Source organism: Streptomyces sp. col6 (assembly GCF_008042035.1).
Lineage (GTDB): Bacteria > Actinomycetota > Actinomycetes > Streptomycetales > Streptomycetaceae > Streptomyces.
In genome coordinates this window covers 187206-205572 of record NZ_RDBL01000013.1, presented here as the reverse complement: position 1 = coordinate 205572, position 18367 = coordinate 187206, and the positions used below count along the sequence as shown (strand labels likewise).

Genomic DNA, 18367 nt, shown 5'->3' with positions numbered 1-18367 from the left:
GACCTTGAGCGCGGCGAACCAGAACTCGAACTCGCCGAACTTCGTCACCGAGGCCAGGTTCGTCCCCAGGAACACCACCATGAACAGCGCCACCCAGGCCCACTCCGGGGTTCCCGGCAGCCAGCCCGTGACGATCTTCGCCGCGCCGATCCCCTCCAGGCCCACAAAGCGGCGGTTGGGGCGTTGGTGGGATTCTCACAAGGAGAGCCGCGCAATCATCGCGAGGCGTGATGCTTGTCACGGAGGTGAGAACGGATTCATCCGGGCCCGGCAGGGAAGGGACGCGAGGGCGGGACTGTGAACTCCCTCTAAACGCGCGGTACGTGACGCCGGCCCGTCGACCGCCGTCCCGTGGGCGCGCGGTGTGGACCCGGTGACCGTATAACGGACGATGGTTCCCGGTGACCGGGGCGCGTGGTCAGACTGGACGCAACCGCCCGTCTCACCGACCGAACAGAGTTCGTCCATGTCCCGGACCTCCGCGCCCTCCCCCACCGGCTCCCCGGCCACCGCGCCGGACACCGGCCCCGACTCGCCCCTGACGCACGGGCTCAAGCAGCGCCATCTCTCGATGATCGCCCTGGGCGGTGTCATCGGCGCCGGGCTCTTCGTCGGCTCCGGTGCCGGTATCGCCGCGGCGGGCCCCTCGATCGTCATCGCGTACGCGGTGTCGGGGCTGCTGGTCATGCTCGTGATGCGGATGCTGGGCGAGATGTCGGCGGCCAATCCGGCGTCCGGTTCGTTCTCCGTGCACGCCGAGCGGGCGATCGGGCCGTGGGCCGGGTTCACGGCGGGCTGGGCGTTCTGGGTGCTGCTGTGCGTGGCCGTGGGCCTGGAGGGGATCGGCGCGGCGAAGATCGTCACGGGCTGGCTGCCGGGAACCCCGGAGTGGGCCTGGGTGGCGCTGTTCATGGTGGTGTTCCTGGGGACGAACCTGGCCTCGGTGACGAAGTTCGGCGAGTTCGAGTTCTGGTTCGCCGCGCTCAAGGTCACCGCGATCACGCTGTTCCTGGTGCTGGGCGTGCTGGCGGTCCTCGGGGTGCTCCCGGGGACGGACGCGCCGGGTACCGCCAACCTGAGCGGCGCGGGCGGCTTCCTGCCGAACGGCCCGGACGGGCTGGTCATCGGACTGCTCGCCTCCGTCTTCGCGTACGGCGGTCTGGAGACCGTCACCATCGCCGCCGCCGAGTCCGAGGACCCGGTGGGAGGCGTCGCGCGGGCGGTGCGGACGGCGATGTGGCGGATCGCGCTGTTCTACGTGGGCTCGATGGCGGTCGTCGTCACGCTGGTCCCGTGGAGCGACCCGAAGGTCGTGGAGGTGGGCCCGTTCTACGCGGCGCTGGACCACCTCGGCGTCGGCGAGGCGGCGCAGATCATGAACGTGGTCATCCTGGTCGCCCTGCTCTCCGCGATGAACGCCAACATTTACGGCGCCTCGCGCATGGCCTGCTCGCTGGTGGCGCGCGGCCAGGGCCCGAAGCGGCTGGGCCGGGTCTCCGGCGGGGTGCCGCGCACGGCGGTCCTGGTCTCCTCCGTCTTCGGGTTCCTGTGCGTGCTGCTGAGCTACTGGCGCCCGGACGACGTCTTCCCCTGGCTGCTCAACATGACCGGCGCGGTGATCCTGGTCGTCTGGATCTTCATCGCCGTCTCCCAGCTGATCCTGCGCGCCCGTCTGGAGCGCGCGGCGCCCGAGAAGCTGGTGGTGCGGATGTGGCTGTTCCCGGGCCTGACGGTGGCGGCGCTGCTCGCCATGGCCGGCATCTTCGTGCTCATGCTCCGCCAGCCCGGCACCCGCGACCAGCTCCTGGCGTCGGGCGCGCTGACGCTCGTCCTGGCGGCGGTCGGGGCGGTACGGCAGCGCAGGCGCTCGGCGGCCTGAACCAAACCCTCGTAAAGCCGTACGAAACACCGGGTCCTAAGCCGAAGGGCTGACCCGGTGTTTCGCATTCCTGCTGTTAGCCTGCTCTTGCATAGAGGTCGCAATAACAACTTGTCAGCAGTTGGAGGGTTCGAAACCAATGGCCACGTACACGCTCCCGGAACTCCCGTACGACTACGCCGCGCTCGAACCGGTCATCAACCCGCAGATCATCGAGCTCCACCACGACAAGCACCACGCGGCCTACGTGAAGGGCGCCAACGACACCCTGGAGCAGCTGGAGGAAGCCCGCGACAAGGAGGCCTGGGGGGCGATCAACGGCCTCCAGAAGAACCTCGCCTTCCATCTTTCCGGCCACATCCTGCACTCGATCTACTGGCACAACATGACCGGTGACGGCGGCGGCGAGCCCCTCGCCGCGGACGGTGTCGGCGACCTCGCGGACGCGATCACCGAGTCCTTCGGCTCCTTCGCGGGCTTCAAGTCCCAGCTGACGAAGGCCGCCGCCACCACGCAGGGCTCCGGCTGGGGCGTCCTCGCGTACGAGCCGGTCAGCGGCAAGCTGATCGTCGAGCAGGTCTACGACCACCAGGGCAACGTGGGCCAGGGCTCGGTCCCGGTCCTCGTCTTCGACGCCTGGGAGCACGCCTTCTACCTCCAGTACAAGAACCAGAAGGTCGACTTCATCGAAGCGATGTGGGCCGTCGTCAACTGGCAGGACGTGGCCAAGCGCTACGCCGCCGCCAAGGAGCGCGCGGACGTCCTGCTGCTCGCGCCCTGAGCCGGCGCCCCGCACCGGGGCGCGCCGAACGTCCTGCCTCGTGATCGTCTTCTCAACCTTCACCGGGCGGGCGGATGAAGGGGAGGCCCCCGCCTGGACGTGACAGGCGGGGGCCTCTCTGTCGCATGCCCCGGCTGCCATGATGGCCGCCATGAGGAGCACATCATGACGATCACCGTCCACGCGCTGGTGTACTACCCGGTCAAGGGGTGCGCCGGGACCACGGTCGACTCCGCGCGGGTCACCGTCACCGGCCTCGAACACGACCGGATGTTCATGGTGGTCGACGCGGCCGACGGCGCCTTCCGCAGCCAGCGCACCCACCCCGCGATGGCGGCGGTCGGCGTCCGGGTCCTGGACGCCGGGGCCGCTCTCGCCCTGTCCGCCGAGGGTGCCGGGCCGCTGCGCCTGGAGGTGGCGCCGGACGGGCCGCGCCGCGAGGTCAGCATGTTCGGCCGGGACCTCGGCGAGGCCGTCGACCAGGGGGACGAGGCCGCGCAGTGGTTCTCCGAGGTGCTGGGAGCGGCGTCCCGGCTGGTACGGGTGCGGCCCGGCTTCGACCGCGACGGCTGGGGCGAGACCCCCGGCAAGGTCAACTTCGGCGACGCGCACGCGCTCCTGGTCACCTCGACGGCCTCGCTGGCCGGTCTCAACGCCCGCATCGCGGCCCGGGGCGACGCCGCGCCCGTGCCCATGGACCGCTTCCGCGCGAACATCGTGCTGACCGGTGACGACGAGCCGCACTTCGAGGACCGGGTGGCGCGGATGACCGTGGGCACCGCCGAACTCGCCCACTCGGTAAAGGCGATCCGGTGCAACGTCCCGCTCATCGACCAGCGGACCGGGCGCCGCGCCGGCCCGGAGCCGGTGCGCACGCTGGCCACGTACCGCAGGGAGCCGGAATTCGGCAACAAGCTCAGCTTCGGCGCGAAGAACGCCGTGGTCCGCGAGGGCGTGGTGCGAGTCGGCGATCCCGTCTCCGTCCACAGCCCGTGGGCGGCTGAACGCCCGTAAAATTGGCTGCCCCTGGCGGGCCGCTCTCCTATCGTCGACGTGAGGTGTGCCCGGAACGGGACGACGACGTGGAGGATGACTGTGCGCTACCGCGAGCTGGGACGCAGCGGACTTTCGGTGTCCGAGATCGGCTACGGGGCCTGGGGCATCGGTGAGTCCAGCTGGGTGGGGGCGACACGGGACGAGTCGCTGCGCGCCCTGCACCGGGCCATCGACCTCGGTGTGAACCTCATCGACACCGCGCGTGGCTACGGCGAGAGCGAGCGCATCGTCGGGGAAGTCGTACGGGAACGGGCCGGTGACGGGGTGCTGGTCGCGACCAAGGTGCCGCCGCTGAACGGGCAGTGGCCGGCGGCGGACGGCACGGACCCGGCGGAGACGTTCCCCGGCGAGCACATCCGCAGCAGCCTGGAGACCAGCCTCGCCGCCTCCGGCCTGGACCACTTCGACGTGCTCCAGTTCCATGTCTGGAACGACGAGTGGCTGGGGCGCGGGGACTGGCTGGAGACGGTCGCGGCGCTCAAGCAGGAGGGCAAGATCCGCCTGTTCGGGGTGTCCGTCAACGACCACGCGCCCGGGAGCGCCGTCGCGCTGGTGCGCAGCGGCGCGGTGGACAGCGTGCAGGTCATCTACAACGTGTTCGACCAGACGCCGGCCGACGAACTGCTGCCCGCCTGTACGGAGCACGGGGTCGGGGTGATCGTGCGGGTCGCGCTGGACGAGGGCGGGCTGACCGGCCGGATCACCGCGGACACGACGTTCCCCGAGGGCGACTTCCGCAACCGCTACTTCCGCGACGACCGCCCGGCGCAGGTCGAGCGGCGCGTCGCGGCGATCGTCGCCGACCTGGGCATCGGGCAGGACGCGCTCGCGGAGCACGCGCTGCGGTTCGTCCTGAGCCACCCGGCGGTCTCCACGGTCATCCCGGGCATGCGCAGCGTCCGCAACGTGGAGCGCAACGCGGCCGTCAGCGACGGGAAGCCGCTCACCGAAGCTCAGCTGGCGGTGCTGGCCGCGCACCGGTGGCCGCGCAACTTCTACTCCTGACCGGCACCCGCCGGGGTCTTCGTCCACGGGCCGACGCCGAGCCGGCCCGTGGTCCCGAGGTCGAGCTCCGGGGTGACCGTCACGGGCTTCGCGCCGGGCTTCGCGGTGACCTCGACGTACGGGGCGTTCACCGGGTCGCCCTCGGTGGTGGTGTTGCGCCAGGCGAGGTTGGCATACGCGCTCTCGCCCGGGTGCAGCGTGACGGGGCGGGGCGCGGCGTCGCCCCCGATGCCGGTGGAGATCGCGGTGGTGCCGTCCAGGATCTTCACCCCGGTCACCACGTGCCGGTCCTCGTCGAGGAGCCGGAGCGCCGGGTAGCCGTCGAGGCGGTAGTCGGCGGCCCCGCAGTTCTCGAGGTGGATGCCCACGACGCGCAGTCCCATCGCGGCGTCGCCCCGGTCGTTGGTGATGCGGACGCCCGAGGACGGGCAGTCGCCGCCCGTCCCGTCCGCCGGGACGGCCCGCACCTTCATGAGCCGGGCCCGGTACGCACGTGCCGAGCCCGGTCCGTCCGCCGCGTCCAGGGGCCGCCGTACGGTCTGGCCGGGCTTCACCGCCTCCACGGTGCGCGTGATGGTGTCCATCGCCTCACCGAAGCCGTTGACCAGGCTGAACGTGAGGGTGAAGGTGAGCGGTTCCTTGTCGGTGTTGGTGACCTCGTACCCGGTGGACGGGGCACCCGAGGGACCGCACTTGCCGCTGACGACCCGGACGTTGTCCCAGGTCCGCCCGTCGGGGTCCACGACCGGCTCGTCGGGCGCGCAGGTCGCCCCGGGCGAGGCCGGGGCCCCGGCCGTCTCCTTCCCGCATCCGGTGAGCAGCGCGGTGCTCGCGAGGGCGGCACACAGGGCGAGGGCGGTGGCGGGACGCATCCGCCCAGAAGATCAAAGGGCGCCGGGGCCGGGCTGTGCTCCAGGTCACATATCGCGTCACAGCGGCGTCACAGACGGCGGCGGGGAGCCCTCCCCGCCGCCGGGGCGTGCGCTCAGTCGAAGATCGGGCCCTGGGTGCGGGTGCGCTTGATCTCGTAGAAGCCGGGGATCGAGGCGACCATCAGGGTGCCGTCCCAGAGCTTCGCGGCCTCCTCCCCCTTGGGGGCGGGGGTGACGACCGGGCCGAAGAAGGCGATCTGCTCGCCGTCGGAGCCGGGGACGGCGATGACCGGGGTGCCGACCTCCTGGCCCACCTTGTCGATGCCCTCCTTGTGGGAGGCGCGCAGCTCGGTGTCGTAGGTGTCGGAGTCCGCGTGGTCCGCCAGCTCGACGGGCAGGCCGACGTCCTTCAGCGCGGCCTCGACGGCCTCGCGGGTGACGCCCTCGCCCCGGTTGTGGAAGCGGGTGCCGAGCGCGGTGTAGAGGGGGCCGACGACCTCGTCGCCGTGGAGCTGCTGGGCGGCGACCACCACCCGCACCGGGCCCCACGCCTTGTTCTCCAGCATGTCGCGGTACTCGACGGGCAGGTCGTCGAGCCGGTCCTCGTTGAGCACGGACAGGCTCATCACGTGCCAGCGGACCTCGACGTCGCGGACCTTCTCCACCTCCAGCATCCAGCGGGAGGTCATCCAGGCCCAGGGGCAGACCGGGTCGAACCAGAAGTCGACGGGGGTCCTGCCGGTCGTGCTGTTGTCAGACATGTCTCTCCTAGAACGGACGATCGCATCGGTACGCACGTCTGTGCGCGAGAACACCGGACGACGCTCCGGCCATTCCCGCCCGCGGGTCCCGGAGACGGCATGGGAGGATCAAACTATTCGAACGTGACACAAAGGAGTGTGCCGTGCCCGGCGAGAACCTGTCCCGAGACGAGGCCCGCGAGCGGGCGGAACTGCTGTCCGTCGACGGTTACGACGTAGAACTCGACGTCCGTTCCGCGATCGGCGAGCCCGGCCGGGACAACCGGGAGGACGGTCCGCTGACCTTCCGCTCGGTGACGACGATCCGGTTCCGCACGGCGCGCGGCGGCGCGTCGACCTTCGCGGACCTGATCGCCCCGTCCGTGAACGCGGTGACGCTGGACGGTGCGGAGCTGGACCCGGCGGCCGTCTTCGACGGGGCCCGGATCGCGCTGGCGAACCTGCCGGAGGGCGAGCACGTCCTGGTGGTCGACGCGCAGTGCGCGTACAGCCGCACCGGCGAGGGCATGCACCGCTTCGTCGACCCGGAGGACGGCGAGGTCTACCTCTACACGCAGTACGAGCCGGCCGACGCCCGCCGTGTCTTCGCCAACTTCGAGCAGCCCGACCTCAAGGCCCCCTACCGCTTCCGGGTGACGGCGCCCGCGGAGTGGACGGTGTGGAGCAACGGGGCGGAGGAGTCCCGCGAGGGCGGGGTGTGGCGGTTCGCGGAGACCGAGCCGATCTCCACGTACATCACGGCGGTCGTCGCCGGCCCGTACCACTACGTCACCGACTCCTACAGCCGGACCTTCGACGACGGCACGACGCTGGAGATCCCGCTCGGCGCGATGTGCCGCAAGGGGCTCGCCAAGCACTTCGACGCCGACGACATCTTCCTGATCACCAAGCAGGGCCTGGACTTCTTCCACGACAACTTCGACTACCCGTACCCGTTCGGGAAGTACGACCAGGCGTTCGTGCCGGAGTACAACCTCGGCGCGATGGAGAACCCGGGCTGTGTCACGTTCCGCGAGGAGTACATCTTCCGCGGCAAGGTGACGCAGGCGGCGTACGAGGGCCGGGCCAACGTCATCCTGCACGAGATGGCGCACATGTGGTTCGGGGACCTCGTCACCATGCAGTGGTGGGACGACCTGTGGCTCAAGGAGTCCTTCGCGGACTTCATGGGCGTCTTCGCGATGGTGGGGGCGACCCGTTTCGAGGACGGCTGGATCACCTTCGCCAACAACCGCAAGTCCTGGGCGTACCGCGCCGACCAGCTGCCGTCCACCCACCCGGTCACGGCCGACATCCGTGACCTGGAGGACGCCAAGCTGAACTTCGACGGCATCACGTACGCCAAGGGCGCCTCGGTGCTCAAGCAGCTGGTGGCGTACGTGGGACGGGACGCGTTCCTGGAGGGCGCCCGGCGCTACTTCAAGAAGCACGCCTACGGCAACACCCGGCTCGGGGACCTGCTGTCGGTGCTGTCCGAGACGTCCGGCCGGGACATGACCGCGTGGTCGCGCTCCTGGCTCCAGACCGCGGGCGTCAACTCGCTGACCCCGGTGGCGACGTACGACGCGGCCGGCCGGATCACCGAACTGGCCGTCCTCCAGGAGGCCGCCGAGTCCCACCCGGAGCTGCGGCCCCACCGCGTCGCCGTGGGCCTGTACCGGCGCGACACCGAGGGCGCGCTCGTGCGTTACGCGCGCGCCGAGGCGGACGTGTCGGGTCCGCGCACGGTGATCGGGGAGCTGGCCGGCGCCGAGCGCCCCGAGCTGATCCTCGTCAACGACGACGACCTGACGTACTGCAAGGTCCGCTTCGACGAGGTCTCCCTCGCCACCCTGCGGGCGCACCTGGGCGACATCACGGACCCGCTGGCCCGCGCCCTGTGCTGGTCCGCGCTGTGGAACCTCACCCGCGACGGGCTGATGCCGGCCCGCGACTTCGTCTCGCTGGTCCTGGCCTTCGCCGGGCGCGAGACGGACATCGGGGTGCTCCAGATGCTGCACGCCTGGACACGCGGCGCGCTCGTCCACTACGCCGCTCCCGCGTGGCGCGAGGAGGGCGGCCTGGCGCTGGCCGAGGGCGCGCTCGGCGAACTGCGGCTCGCCGAGCCGGGCAGTGAGCACCAGCTCGCCTGGGCCCGGTTCTTCGCGTCGGTCGCCGCGTCGGACACCGACTTCCAGCTGCTGTCCGGGCTGCTCGACGGCACGGCCAGGATCGACGGGCTCGACGTCGACCAGGAGCTGCGCTGGGCGTTCCTGTCCCCGCTGGTCGCGCACCTCGCGGCCGACGAGGCGGCCGTGGACGCGGAGCTGGCCCGGGACGACACGGCGTCCGGCAAGCGGCACCAGGTGCGGTGCCTGGCCTCCCGGCCGTCCGCCGAGGTCAAGGAGCGGGCGTGGGCGGACGTCGTGGAGTCCGACGCGCTGTCCAACGCCCTGGTGGAAGCGACGATCGCGGGCTTCGCGCAGTCCTCCCAGCGGGAGCTGCTGGCGCCGTACACCTCGCGGTACTTCGAGGCGATCGAGCGGGTCTGGTCCGAGCGGTCGATCCAGATCGGGATGGCCGTGGTGAAGGGACTGTTCCCGTCGCTCCAGGACGACCCGGCGACGCTGGAGGCGACCGACGCGTGGCTGGAGGCCCGGCCCGACGCGGCGCCGGCGCTGCGGCGACTGGTGCTGGAGGCCCGGGACGACCTGGCTCGGGGGCTGCGGGCGCAGGCCGCGGACTCGGTGGCCTGACCGGCCGGGAGCCCTTGCCCAGTTGACCCGGTCCCGGGCAGGGGTTCCGTCCTCACACGCCGGACGGGCTGGATCGTGGGGCGGACCCGGCCTTTTCGGAAGCCGAACGTCCGTGCTTTAGGACGGCGTTGTCCGGGTATGTCGACGGGCCTGTAACAAGGGTTAAGGTCCCGGCTTTCGGCGGGATACACCGGAGCATGACCCAGAACACCCCGCTCCCGCCCTGCCACTCCGCCACCACCCGTATCCACCAACGCGTGCTGTCCGCGACCCAGTTGAAGGTGATGGGGGTGACCTCCGGGCAGGCCGCCGAGCGGTGCCGGGACGGTGGTCCGTGGCAGCAGCCCTTGCCCGGTGTCTTCGTCCTGCACCCCGGGCCGCTCAGCGGCCCGGAGCGGCTTCGGTCCGCGCTGCTGTACGCCGGCCGGCCGCCCGCCTCCGGGCGGCGGCAGGCCCCCTCCCGGGTCGCCGACCCCGCGTACGGCGAGGCGATGCTCACCGGGCTCGCCGCGCTCGCGCTCTACGGCTTCGCCTCCGCACCGCCCGCCGCCGCCGTGGACCGGGTCGACGTGCTGGTCCCCCGGGTGCGGCGGCTGCGCTCGGCCGGGTACGCCCGGCTGCTGCGGACCGCCGAACTGCCGCGCCCGGAGCGGGTGGACGGGCTGCCGGTCGCCCCGGTGGCGCGGGCGCTGGCGGACGCGGTGGCCGGACTCGGGGACGCGGTCACCGTGCGCCGGCTGCTGACCGAGGCGGTGCGCGGCGGCCACTGCGAACCGGCCGTGGTGGTCGGCGAGCTGAACCGCGCCAAGGTGCTCGGCCGGCCCCAGGTGGTGCACGCGGTCGACACCCTGCTGGCCGAGGGCCGGGCCATGGCGGAGGAGCGGCTGTACGACATGGTGCGCGCGTACGGGCTCAAGGAGCCGCTGTGGAACGTGGACCTGCGGCTGCCCGGCGGGCCGCACCTCGGCGGGGTGGACGCCTACTGGCCCGACGAGGCGGTCGCCGTGGAGCTGGACACCAGGGCCCCGCGCCACAGCCGGCTCGACGGGGGCCGGCGCCAGGAGGAGCACGAGGCGGAGTGGTCCGCGTACGCCGCGCGGCGCGAACACCTGGAGCGGCTCGGCGTCACCGTCGTCCACCTCACGCCGAAGAAGCTGCGCGACGCCCGCGAGCAGCAGGCGGCCGTGGTCCGGACAGCGCTGATGGCCGCGGCGGACCGGGAGCCGGCGGCGTATGTGATGATCCTTCCCCGCTGAACCGGGCCCACACTCCCCCGGTGCTCCCGAACGGCCGGATTTACGTGCCGTATCAGCCCGTTCGTCCCCTCTGACGCTTCGGCCCCCGTGGCGGAATTCCGCCATGTCCGCAACAAGCCCCCCACAACTCTCCACAAACCCCTGGCATTTACGAAAGGGTGAGCGGTCATCCGGTACCGATTTCCGGACTCTCTCTTTCACATACAGGGATGCTGATGACCTCCGAATCCCCCGGTTCCATATCCGGAGCGAGACGAGCGGCCCGGGTGGCTGCCGCCGCCGGTCTGGTGGCCGCGCTGGCCGCCACCGGTGTGGCCCCCGTCTTCGCCGCCGACGACCCGGCCACCGCACCCGTCAAGGCCGCCGGCACCGCTCCGGCGGACAAGCTGGGCACCGCCGACGCCGACGTCCTGACCAAGGCCAAGGCCAAGGGCGAGAAGAACATCACCATGATGGTCGCGACCGCCCCGGGCGCGACCGAGCAGGTCACCAAGCAGCTGGACGCCGTCAAGGGCTCCGTGCTGGGGCGCGCGTACGACAAGCTCGGCTACGTCCGCGCGACCGTGCCGACCTCGGCCGCCGAGGCCACCATCAAGGCGGCGTCGAAGCTCAGCTCCGTCCACGGCATCGATCTCAAGCAGGAGATCATGCTGGACGACCCGACCCCCGCGGCCGACCGGGCGACCGGCAGCAAGGCCAAGGTGAAGTCGACCGGCAGCTACGCGGCACCCGGGAAGAAGACCCCGGCGAAGAACCCGTACAACCCGTCCTTCGAGACCGGTGCGGTCGACTTCGTCAAGCAGCACCCGAAGGCCGACGGACGCGGGATCACCATCGGGGTCCTGGACGCGGGCGTCGACATCGCGCACCCGGCGCTGCAGAAGACCACCACCGGTGAGCGCAAGATCACCGACTGGGTGACCGCCACCGACCCGGTCAGCGACGGCGACGGCACCTGGCTGCGGATGACGGACGCCGTGTCCGGTCCGGTGTTCACGTACAAGGACCGTACGTACAACGCACCCAAGGGCGCGTACCGGATCAGCCTGTTCGCCGAGGCCGCCACCAAGGGCGGCGACATGGCGGGCGACCTGAACCGCGACGGCGACACCACCGACACCTGGGCCGTCCTGTACGACCCGGTCACCGGTACCACCCGCGTCGATCTGAACAACAACGCGGACTTCTCCGACGACACCGCCCTCAAGCCGTACAAGGAGAAGCACCAGGTCTCCTACTTCGGCGAGGACGACCCGCGCACCGATGTGGTGGAGCGCATCCCGTTCGTCGTCGAGAACCGCAAGAACGTTGTCTACAACGCGGCCGGCGACACCTCCGACTACGTGTCCATCGGCGTCATCGAGTCCGAGCACGGCACCCACGTCGCGGGCATCACCGCCGCCAACGGCCTGTTCGGCGGCAAGATGAACGGTGCCGCGCCCGGCGCGAAGATCGTCTCCTCGCGCGCCTGCACCTGGTCCGGCGGCTGCACCAACATCGCGCTCACCGAGGGCATGATCGACCTCGTCGTGAACCGCGGCGTCGACGTCGTCAACATGTCGATCGGCGGCCTGCCGCCGCTGAACGACGGCAACAACGCCCGCGCCGAGCTGTACAAGCGGCTCGTCGACATCTACGGCGTCCAGCTGGTCATCTCGGCCGGCAACGACGGCCCCGGCGTCAACACCATCGGTGACCCCGGCCTCGCCGACCACGTCATCTCGGTCGGCGCGTCCATCTCCAAGGAGACCTGGGCCGCCAACTACGGCTCGAACGTCACCAAGAAGTACGACATGCTGCCCTTCTCCTCGCGCGGTCCGCGTGAGGACGGCGGCTTCGCGCCGACCCTGACGGCGCCCGGCGCGTCGATCAACTCGACGCAGACCTGGCTGCCCGGTTCACCGGTCAAGGAGGCGGGCTACTCGCTGCCGGCCGGCTACTCCATGCTCCAGGGCACGTCGATGGCCTCCCCGCAGGCCGCCGGCGCCACCGCGCTGCTGCTGTCCGCCGCGAAGCAGAAGCACATCGAGCTGCCCCCGGCCGACCTGCGCACCGCGCTGACCAGCACCGCGACCAAGATCAAGGACGTGCCCGCGCACGCCCAGGGCGCCGGTCTGATCAACATCGTCGACGCCTGGAAGCTGATCGCGAAGCAGGGCGCCCCGGCGCACGAGTACTCCGTCAAGGCGCCCGTCGACACCGCGATCGACTTCGCGCTGAAGACCCCGGGCTTCGGCACCGGCCTGTACGACCGCGAGGGCGGCCTCGGGGCGGGCCAGAAGAAGACCTACGACGTCACGGTCACCCGCACCACGGGCCCGGACAAGAAGGTCGAGCACAAGCTCTCCTGGAAGTACAACGACGGCACCTTCAAGCTCGTCGGCTCCGACAAGGTCTCGCTGCCGCTGGGCAAGCCGGTGACGGTCAAGGTCCAGGCGAAGCCGGGCAGCGCGGGCGTGCACAGCGCGATCCTGCAGCTCGACGACAAGAAGACCGCCGGGACGGACCAGCAGATCCTCACCACGGTCGTCGTCTCCAAGGAGCTGGCGAAGCCGTCCTACGCGTTCAAGGCGTCCGGCTCGGTGCAGCGCAACGGCACCACGTCGTACTTCGTGACCGTGCCGGAGGGCGCCAAGACCCTTGAGGTCGCGATGAGCGCCCTGCGCTCGGGCAGCCAGACCCGCTTCATCTCGATCCACCCGTACGGGGTGCAGATGGAGGACAGCGGTACGCCGTTCTGCTACCCGAACTACGAGAACCCGGCCAACACCTGCCGCCCGGACGCGCGTTCCTACGCCGACCCGCAGCCCGGTGTCTGGGAGATCGAGGTCGAGGCCCGGCGCACCTCGCCGCTGCTGGACAACCCGTACAAGCTCGACGTGGCGCTGCTCGGCGCGACCTTCGACCCGGCGGTGCGGACCATCCCCGAGGCGAAGATCGGCACCCCGGCGGCGGTCGACTGGAAGGTCACCAACAACGCGGGTCCCCTGGAGGCCCGGCTCAAGGGCGGCTCGCTGGGCTCGGCCGACGTCGAGCGTCCGTCGATCTCCACGGGCGGCGAGTACGTCAAGGAGGTCACCATCGGTGCGGGCGTCGAGAAGCTGGACGTCGCCATCGGCGGTACGAGCGACGCCAACGCCGACCTCGACCTGTACGTCTACAAGGGCAGCACCGAGGTGGGCGCCTCCACCACGGCGGGCTCCGAGGAGTCCGTCAGCCTGGTGAAGCCGGCCGCCGGCACGTACACGGTCGTCATCGACGGCTACTCCGTCCCGGCCGGGACCACCGAGTACGACTACCGGGACGTGTACTACTCGGCGTCGCTCGGCACGCTCTCCGTCGACGAGTCGAAGGCCGTGAACCTGGCCCCCGGCGCGTCGGCCACGGTCGGTGCCCAGGTGAAGGTGGCCGGCGCGGCCCCCGAGGGCCGGCAGTTCTTCGGCGAGGTGAGCCTGGTGAACGCCCGGGGCACCGCGGCGGGCACCGGCAGCGTCGTGATCGAGAAGGTCACGCCGTAGTCACACCGCGCTGAACATGTGATCCGTACGACAGCGGGGGCGGGCGCTCACGGAGCGCCCGCCCCCGCTGCGCTGCGCGCACGCCGTCCGCAGGTCGGACAATGGATTGGACAAGGCGGCCGTGGACATACGCATCATGGAGCGGCAACCGTGCCCGTTCGTACGTCTGAGGGAGTTCCTGTGAAGGTCGGAATCGTCGGCGCCACCGGTCAGGTCGGCACAGTCATGCGCAGCATCCTGGCCGAGCGGAAGTTCCCGGCCGACGAGCTGCGGCTGTTCGCCTCCGCGCGCTCGGCGGGCTCCGTCATCGAGTGGCAGGGACGCGAGATCACCGTCGAGGACGCCGCCACGGCCGACTACACGGGCCTGGACATCGTGCTGTTCTCCGCCGGCGGCGCCACCTCCAAGGCGCTGGCCGAGAAGGTCGCCTCGCAGGGCGCCGTCGTGATCGACAACTCCTCCGCCTGGCGCAAGGACCCCCAGGTCCCGCTGGTCGTCTCCGAGGTCAACCCGCACGCGATCACCGACCGCCCCAAGGGCATCATCGCCAACCCGAACTGCACCACGATGGCCGCCATGCCCGTGCTGCGCCCGCTGCACGAGGAGGCGGGGCTCGAAGCGCTGACCGTCGCCACGTACCAGGCGGTCTCCGGCTCCGGTCTGGCCGGCGTCGCCGAGCTGCACGGCCAGGCGTCCAAGGTCGTCGCCGACGCGGACAAGCTGACGCACGACGGCTCGGCCGTGGACTTCCCGGAGCCCGGTGTCTACAAGCGCCCCATCGCCTTCAACGTGCTGCCGCTGGCCGGCTCGATCGTCGACGACGGCTCCTTCGAGACGGACGAGGAGCAGAAGCTCCGCAACGAGTCCCGCAAGATCCTGGAGATCCCGGAGCTGAAGGTCTCCGGCACATGTGTCCGGGTGCCGGTCTTCTCGGGCCACTCGCTCCAGGTCAACGCCCGCTTCGCCCGCCCGATCGGCGTGGAGCGCGCGTACGAGCTGCTGAAGGACGCGCCGGGCGTCGAGCTGTCCGAGATCCCGACGCCGCTGCAGGCCGCGGGGAAGGACGCGTCCTTCGTGGGGCGCATCCGCGACGACGAGACCGTGGAGCACGGGCTGGCGCTGTTCGTCTCCAACGACAACCTGCGCAAGGGCGCGGCGCTGAACGCGGTCCAGATCGCGGAGCTCGTCGCGGCGGAGCTTGCCGGCTGAAGCCGGGGTGCCGTGGGGTTCGGGGGCGCTGCCCCCGGACCCCCGCTCCTCAATCGCCGGAGGGGCTTGATTTACGCACCTCGAAGTGCCAGCAGCCGTACTCCACCGCGCGTACGTGGACCAGGGCCACTGCCGGGTCCGTGAAGGCCTCCGCGAAGGCCTCGTCGTAGCCGTGCTCCTCGTCCTCGGGGATCTCCAGGAGGCGGCCTCCCACGATATGACCGTCCGCGTCGTAGCGCCGGACCGTGCGCAGGGCGCCCGCGCGCGAGAACGGGTAGCCGTTCCGGGCGGGGTCCGGGCCCTCGCACTCCTCGGCGTGGATGAAGACCGGGCCCTGTTCGTCGTACGCCCCCGGGCGGGCCCAGGTCTCCGCCGCCCAGCGGCGCAGCGGGGCGTACGAGACGAGCGCGATGCGCTCCCCCGGTTCGCTGCCGCGCAGGCAGCACCGCAGCGGGTCGCCCGCCTCGGTGGCGGTGTACGGGACACAGGGGCGGCCGGCGTCGTCGGTCTCCCGGAGTTCCTTCAGCGCGTCCGGTTCGATCGCGCGGGCCTCGTAAGTGGTCATGGTCCGAGCGTCCCGCGCCCCGACGCCGTGGTCCGGCGGAAAACGGACATCGCCCTGGGCGCAGGTCCCGTGGAAGGATGACGGGAAACATCACAGAGCAAGGAGATGACCGCGTGCCTGGCACGAATCTGACCCGCGAAGAGGCACAGGAGCGGGCGCGCCTGCTGACCGTGGACGCGTACGAGATCGATCTCGACCTCTCCGGAGCGCAGGAGGGCGGGACCTACCGGTCCATCACCGTCGTGCGCTTCGACTCCGCCGAAGCCGGTGCGGAGACCTTCATCGACCTGGTCGCCCCCGCGGTGCACGAGGTCGAGCTGAACGGCCGGGCGCTGGACGTCGCGGCGGTGTTCCGCGACTCACGCATCGCCCTGCCGCACCTGCAGGCCGGCGCCAACGAGCTGAAGGTCGTCGCCGACTGCGCGTACACCAACACCGGTGAGGGGCTGCACCGCTTCGTCGACCCGGTCGACGAGCAGGCGTACCTGTACACCCAGTTCGAGGTCCCGGACGCGCGCCGCGTCTTCGCGAGCTTCGAGCAGCCGGACCTGAAGGCGACCTTCCGGTTCACCGTGAAGGCCCCGTCCGGCTGGACCGTGATCTCCAACTCGCCGACGCCGGAGCCGAAGGACGACGTCTGGTCGTTCGAGCCGACGCCGCGCATCTCCTCGTACATCACCGCGCTGATCGTGGGTCCGTACCACTCGGTGCACAGCAGCTACGAGAAGGACGGCCGGACCGTCCCGCTGGGCATCTACTGCCGGCCCTCGCTCGCGGAGTACCTGGACGCGGACGCGATCTTCGACGTGACCCGGATGGGCTTCGACTGGTTCCAGGAGAAGTTCGACTACGACTACCCGTTCGCCAAGTACGACCAGCTCTTCGTCCCGGAGTTCAACGCGGGCGCGATGGAGAACGCGGGCGCGGTCACCATCCGCGACCAGTACGTCTTCCGCTCCAAGGTGACGGACGCGGCGTACGAGACGCGGGCCGAGACCATCCTGCACGAGCTGGCCCACATGTGGTTCGGCGACCTCGTCACGATGGAGTGGTGGAACGACCTCTGGCTGAACGAGTCGTTCGCCACCTACACCTCGATCGCCTGCCTGGCGTACGCCGAGGGCTCGGGGTGGCCGCACTCCTGGACCACGTTCGCCAACTCCATGAAGACGTGGGCCTACCGGCAGGACCAGCTGCCCTCGACCCACCCGATCATGGCCGACATCCGCGACCTGGACGACGTCCTGGTCAACTTCGACGGCATCACGTACGCCAAGGGCGCATCCGTCCTGAAGCAGCTGGTGGCGTACGTCGGCATGGACGAGTTCTTCAAGGGCGTCCAGGCGTACTTCAAGGCGCACGCCTTCGGCAACACCCGGCTCTCCGACCTCCTCGGCGCGCTGGAGGAGACCTCCGGCCGCGACCTGAAGACCTGGTCGAAGGCGTGGCTGGAGACGGCCGGCATCAACATTCTGCGCCCGGAGATCGAGACCGACGAGAACGGTCACATCACCTCGTTCACCGTGCTCCAGGAGGCGCCCGCGCTGCCCGCCGGCGCGAAGGGCGAGCCGACGCTGCGCCCGCACCGCATCGCCATCGGTTTCTACGACCTCGACGAGGCCGGGAAGCTGGTGCGTACGGACCGCATCGAGCTGGACGTCGACGGCGAGCGCACCACCGTGCCGTTCCCGGCCGGCACCGCGCGGCCGGCCGTCATCCTGCTCAACGACGACGACCTCTCGTACGCGAAGGTCCGCCTCGACGAGGAGTCGCTGCGGGTCGTCACGGAGCACCTGGGCGACTTCGCCGAGTCGATGCCGCGCGCCCTGTGCTGGGCGTCGGCCTGGGACATGACCCGCGACGGCGAACTGGCCACCCGCGACTACCTGGCGCTGGTCCTGTCCGGGATCGGCAAGGAGTCGGACATCGGCGTCGTGCAGTCGCTGCACCGCCAGGTCAAGACGGCGCTGGACCTGTACGCGACGCCGGAGTGGCGCGAGGCGGGGCTGACGCAGTGGACCGAGGCGACGCTCGCGCACCTGCGTGCGTCGGAGCCGGGCAGTGACCACCAGCTGGCCTGGGCGCGTGCCTTCGCGGCCACCGCCCGCACCCCGCAGCAGCTGGACCTGGTGCGCGCGCTGCTCGACGGCACCGAGGCGATCGAGGGGCTGGCCGTCGACACCGAGCTGCGCTGGGCGCTCGTCCAGCGGCTCGCGGCCACCGGGCTGATCGACGAGGACGAGATCGACGCCGAGTACGCGCGCGACCGCACGGCGGCGGGCGAGCGGCACGCGGCCTCCGCCCGTGCGGCGCGGCCGACCGAGGAGGCGAAGGCCGAGGCGTGGGCGTCGGTCGTCGAGTCCGACAAGCTGCCGAACTCCCTCCAGGAGGCGGTCATCGCCGGCTTCGTGCAGACGGACCAGCGCGAGCTGCTGGCCCCGTACACGGAGAAGTTCTTCGCCTCGGTGAAGGGCGTGTGGGACTCGCGGAGCCATGAGATGGCCCAGCAGGTCGCCATCGGCCTGTACCCGGTGCTCCAGGTCTCGCAGGAGACCCTGGACGCCACGGACGCCTGGCTGGCCTCGGCCGAGCCGGGCGCGGGTCTGCGCCGGCTGATCTCGGAGTCCCGCTCGGGCGTGGAGCGCGCGCTGCGGGCGCGGACGGCCGACGCGGCGGCCGCGACCGCGTAACGGAACGGCGCTGGGGGGCGTCCCACGATGGGGCGCCCCC

12 protein-coding genes and 1 pseudogene are annotated in these 18367 nt (G+C 71.0%); 9 read left to right on the top strand and 4 right to left on the bottom strand.

Annotation, left to right across the window (positions count from 1 at the left end; genetic code table 11):
- Positions 1-165, bottom strand: a pseudogene (locus EAO73_RS37330) (amino acid transporter); the annotation flags it as partial.
- Positions 166-466: 301 nt separating this feature from the next.
- Here EAO73_RS37330 and EAO73_RS17520 point away from each other — a divergent pair.
- The 4 genes from EAO73_RS17520 to EAO73_RS17505 all read left to right on the top strand — a co-directional run bounded on the left by EAO73_RS17520 (position 467) and on the right by EAO73_RS17505 (position 4721).
- Positions 467-1879, top strand: coding sequence for an amino acid permease (locus EAO73_RS17520; protein WP_147972489.1), 1413 nt, complete (start codon positions 467-469; stop codon positions 1877-1879).
- Between the two features lie 139 nt (positions 1880-2018).
- The gene (locus tag EAO73_RS17515; RefSeq protein WP_018103172.1) at positions 2019-2660 is read left to right on the top strand and encodes a superoxide dismutase; all 642 of its coding nucleotides are present in this window, start codon (positions 2019-2021) and stop codon (positions 2658-2660) included.
- Between the two features lie 165 nt (positions 2661-2825).
- Positions 2826-3674 (top strand): MOSC domain-containing protein, encoded by an 849-nt coding sequence (locus EAO73_RS17510; RefSeq protein WP_147972488.1) that lies wholly within the window; start codon positions 2826-2828, stop codon positions 3672-3674.
- 81 nt (positions 3675-3755) lie between these two features.
- A complete protein-coding gene (locus EAO73_RS17505; RefSeq protein WP_147973500.1) occupies positions 3756-4721 on the top strand; it encodes an aldo/keto reductase in 966 nt (321 codons plus the stop codon).
- Here the strand turns inward: EAO73_RS17505 and EAO73_RS17500 are convergent.
- Together EAO73_RS17500 and EAO73_RS17495 are read right to left on the bottom strand one after the other, a co-directional pair.
- Entirely contained in the window at positions 4712-5593 is an 882-nt protein-coding gene (locus EAO73_RS17500; RefSeq protein WP_147972487.1) for a DUF4232 domain-containing protein, read from the bottom strand. The genes EAO73_RS17505 and EAO73_RS17500 overlap by 10 nt on opposite strands.
- 113 nt (positions 5594-5706) lie before the next feature.
- On the bottom strand, positions 5707-6354 hold the full coding sequence (locus EAO73_RS17495; RefSeq protein WP_147972486.1) for a DsbA family protein: 648 nt from the start codon (positions 6352-6354) through the stop codon (positions 5707-5709).
- 143 nt (positions 6355-6497) lie between these two features.
- Between EAO73_RS17495 and pepN (EAO73_RS17490) the strand changes: the two genes are divergently transcribed.
- The 4 genes from pepN (EAO73_RS17490) (at position 6498) to EAO73_RS17475 (ending at position 15072) form a co-directional block, all read left to right on the top strand.
- Complete coding sequence (pepN, locus tag EAO73_RS17490) at positions 6498-9089, top strand: aminopeptidase N (RefSeq protein WP_147972485.1); 2592 nt, start codon at positions 6498-6500, stop codon at positions 9087-9089.
- A gap of 197 nt (positions 9090-9286) precedes the next feature.
- Complete coding sequence (locus EAO73_RS17485; RefSeq protein WP_147972484.1) at positions 9287-10345, top strand: hypothetical protein; 1059 nt, start codon at positions 9287-9289, stop codon at positions 10343-10345.
- Between the two features lie 209 nt (positions 10346-10554).
- On the top strand, positions 10555-13863 hold the full coding sequence (locus EAO73_RS17480) for a S8 family serine peptidase (protein WP_191134121.1): 3309 nt from the start codon (positions 10555-10557) through the stop codon (positions 13861-13863).
- A 180-nt stretch (positions 13864-14043) separates the two neighbouring features.
- Positions 14044-15072, top strand: coding sequence for an aspartate-semialdehyde dehydrogenase (locus tag EAO73_RS17475; RefSeq protein WP_147972482.1), 1029 nt, complete (start codon positions 14044-14046; stop codon positions 15070-15072).
- A 49-nt stretch (positions 15073-15121) separates the two neighbouring features.
- Here the strand turns inward: EAO73_RS17475 and EAO73_RS17470 are convergent, their stop codons facing one another.
- On the bottom strand, positions 15122-15637 hold the full coding sequence (locus EAO73_RS17470; protein ID WP_147972481.1) for a DUF1203 domain-containing protein: 516 nt from the start codon (positions 15635-15637) through the stop codon (positions 15122-15124).
- 113 nt (positions 15638-15750) lie between these two features.
- On the opposite strand from EAO73_RS17470, the gene pepN (EAO73_RS17465) reads away from it, so the two are divergent.
- Positions 15751-18327 carry an aminopeptidase N gene (pepN, locus tag EAO73_RS17465; protein WP_147972480.1) on the top strand — a complete coding sequence of 859 codons (2577 nt, stop codon included), beginning with the start codon at positions 15751-15753 and terminating at the stop codon, positions 18325-18327.
- The last annotated feature ends 40 nt before the right edge of the window (positions 18328-18367 follow it).

Bases quoted from the DNA above. Each gene is read 5' to 3' on its own strand.
- EAO73_RS17520 (WP_147972489.1), top strand. From the start codon at position 467: ATGTCCCGGACCTCCGCGCCCTCCCCCACCGGCTCCCCGGCCACCGCG.
- EAO73_RS17515 (WP_018103172.1), top strand. From the start codon at position 2,019: ATGGCCACGTACACGCTCCCGGAACTCCCGTACGACTACGCCGCGCTC.
- EAO73_RS17510 (WP_147972488.1), top strand. From the start codon at position 2,826: ATGACGATCACCGTCCACGCGCTGGTGTACTACCCGGTCAAGGGGTGC.
- EAO73_RS17500 (WP_147972487.1), bottom strand. From the start codon at position 5,593: ATGCGTCCCGCCACCGCCCTCGCCCTGTGTGCCGCCCTCGCGAGCACC.
- EAO73_RS17495 (WP_147972486.1), bottom strand. From the start codon at position 6,354: ATGTCTGACAACAGCACGACCGGCAGGACCCCCGTCGACTTCTGGTTC.
- EAO73_RS17485 (WP_147972484.1), top strand. From the start codon at position 9,287: ATGACCCAGAACACCCCGCTCCCGCCCTGCCACTCCGCCACCACCCGT.
- EAO73_RS17480 (WP_191134121.1), top strand. From the start codon at position 10,555: ATGCTGATGACCTCCGAATCCCCCGGTTCCATATCCGGAGCGAGACGA.
- EAO73_RS17470 (WP_147972481.1), bottom strand. From the start codon at position 15,637: ATGACCACTTACGAGGCCCGCGCGATCGAACCGGACGCGCTGAAGGAA.